The 2,752-nt window shown below is 45.1% G+C and carries 2 protein-coding genes; both read right to left on the bottom strand.

Annotated elements, in window-relative coordinates:
• Positions 1-117: 117 nt before the first annotated feature.
• Positions 118-969, bottom strand: coding sequence for an AraC family transcriptional regulator (locus BUB35_RS18005; RefSeq protein ID WP_072853990.1), 852 nt, complete (start codon positions 967-969; stop codon positions 118-120).
• A gap of 42 nt (positions 970-1,011) precedes the next feature.
• Entirely contained in the window at positions 1,012-2,469 is a 1,458-nt protein-coding gene (locus BUB35_RS18000; RefSeq protein ID WP_072853988.1) for a sigma 54-interacting transcriptional regulator, read from the bottom strand.
• Positions 2,470-2,752 lie beyond the last annotated feature (283 nt).

The following is a 2,752-nucleotide window of genomic DNA, read 5'->3' as shown; positions in this document are numbered from 1 at the left end:
TTTTTCCGGACATAGCGAGACCCCCTTATGTAGTTCTATTATCCTACATAAGGGGGCTTTTTGTCATTGTCCGTTTTTACTGGACCTGTTCAAAACAGGTACATGCCTTTTGCTTCCTTAAATATGTTCTGCTTTTTTCACAACGGGAATCCAGATTTCAAATACAGAATCCGCAGGGTCTGCGTTATAGTAGACCTCTATATCTGCTCCTTTTCCATATTCATAGCCGGAATTGGGGAGCCATTCCGTGAAAATCCGTTTCTCCAATTCCTGACACGCCTTTGGCATAGGGCCTGTGCCGGGAAAGATTGCCCATGTGGCAGCAGGCAGTTCCAGCATTTCCAAAGGCGGTTCCACTTCTTTGGAAGTGCAGACGCCAATCCAGTATTTCCATTCTTCTTCCTGACAGGCGGAAATTCCCAGCACCGCAGGCATTTCCATGATGCTTATCAGTTTCGGCAGGATATTGTCTGCCGCAGCTTTTTGCCAGAAAGCAGGTACAGTCTGGAAATTTTTCTCCATGTCTTTTTCCAATGGTGTGTAAATCCCCGCAATGCGCAGGGGACCTTTTGCTTCCATACGATAATCCAATGCAGTCACTCCTTTGACGGTCATTTGAAACCGAATGGGCGGGAAAGCCTTCAGGGGCGCGCCTTTTGCCTTGGCTTGGGATGGGGTGATGCCGTGGATGCTCTGAAATGCCCGTGTGAACGCCGTTGGGGAACGGTATCCATATTTCAGCGCCACATCAATGACTTTTGCACCCCTCTGCAAATCAAAGGCGGCTTTTGTCATTTTCCGGCGGCGGATATATTCCGAAAGGGGCATATCTGCCAGATAGGAAAACATACGCTGAAAATGGAAGGTTGTACAGCAGGCGGTTCTGGCAATGTCATCCAGAGAAATTTCCGCAGTCAGGCTTTTTTCCAGCATTTCCAGGGCTTCATTCCATTTGTCTATCCAGTCCATGTGGTTTCCTCCTTATTTGTTTTTGTCAATGACAGTTTCAGTTTACCTTAAAAATGCGGCAGTTGTCCTCGCAGTTTCTGCCTCTTTGGCAGAGACATTTTTTTTCAGGAAATAAGCCACTTTATAATAAGGAATGGGAAATCCCATGGCTTCCAACTGACGGGCGATTTTTCGGGGACCAAGACCGCTGGCGTTCTGTTCTTGGATAAACTGAGCAATCTGGTCGGTGATTTTGTCATCCGGTGCGGCAGGTTCGCTGTTTTCCACTGTTTCCGGCTGTTCTGCGGCTTCAAAGGGAATGTGTTCCATATCCACCACTGTGGTGATTTCCGTTTTTTCCCCAATGTCCTCAATCAGAGGAGAGGAAGCATCGATGCTGTAATTGATGACGTCACGCATCTGACGAATGTTTCTGGGGTAAACGGCGTTGAGGATGGCATGTTTCGCTTCCGGCGTGAAAATCACGTGGTAGCGAATGTGTCGGGCTTCCCCAACGGCGTTTTCATACCGCATGACAAAATGACGGAAGAGATTTTCTTTTTCCGCAAGAGAACGCTCCCGCAAAGCAGGCAGGTGCATTTCATACTGGGCAAGTCTTTGGTACAATTCCGGCAGAAATACTTCGTGGAGGTTTTTGGTGGAAGCGGCAATGACAATGACGTTGATGTCGATTTCCTTCGTGTCACCAATGCGGCGGATTTTGCCGGACTCAATGGCTTTTAATAGTAGGTTTTGATAATTTTCGATGGTGTGGGCTTCATCCAGAAAGAGGATGCCGCCGTTTGCCTGCTCGAACAGCCCCTTTTTCTTTTTGGAACCGGTGTAAGCACCTTCCACGGAGCCGAAAATTTCCATGGCGGCGATGTCTGGGTTGGTGAACTGGGCGCAGTTGATTTCGATAAAAGGGGCATTTTTGCCGATAACGCCAATCTGTTTGGCGTAGTTATAAATGAGGTTTGCCAGCATGGTTTTGCCGGTGCCGGACTCCCCTGTGATGATGGAATGACGGGGGCCGCCCAAAGAGCCAACGATTTTTTTTGCCTGTTTGTAGATGTTCTGCATAGTGCCCATGTGGACAACGTGCTGGAAATCGGCTTCGGGCTTTGTCAGACTTACCTGCATTTCCAGATGCTTGATTTTGCTGTTGAGCTGGTCAATCTCCTGAATGTCCTGGAAAATGGAATAAGCACCCATAAATTCCCCGTCCATAAAAATAGGATAGGAATTTACAACATATTTATTGGGGGGCACCAGATGGATTTTTTTATCCAGAATGGGACGATGATTTTCTAACACTGTTAGAAGAACGGCGGCAGGATAAAATTGGGAAATGTGTTTTCCGATCATATTTTCCCGCTTTTGGTTCAGATAATTGGCTGAAACATTGTTGACATATACTAAAATCCCGTCTGTATCCACCACATTTATGCCTCCGTTGGTGTTGTCCAGGATCTGATGTATCAAATTGGAAGAAAAAAACAGCTCTTTTGTCAATTTCATGGGCAAATACCCCTTTCATTTTGTTAGAAAAAGTGTTATAATACAAAAAGTTACAAGTATTCTAACATTTATTCTGACAAAAAACCAGCGAATTTTCCAAAAAAAGTGTGAAAACAATGGGAAATTATCGTTGGCACGGTTTTTGCTCATATAGTTATTTGTTAGAATAATAACAAAATTATTGCCGATTTTTAAGGAGGAAACAAATTATGGAGTTTGGCTATTCAAAGGAACAAGTACTGTTGAGAGACCTGTACAAAAAATTTGCTGAAACAGAAGTAAA

Source organism: Anaerotignum lactatifermentans DSM 14214, assembly GCF_900142265.1.
Taxonomy (GTDB): domain Bacteria; phylum Bacillota; class Clostridia; order Lachnospirales; family Anaerotignaceae; genus Anaerotignum; species Anaerotignum lactatifermentans.
Note: the sequence above shows the minus strand (reverse complement) of the source record. Positions and strands in the feature narration are given on the sequence as shown.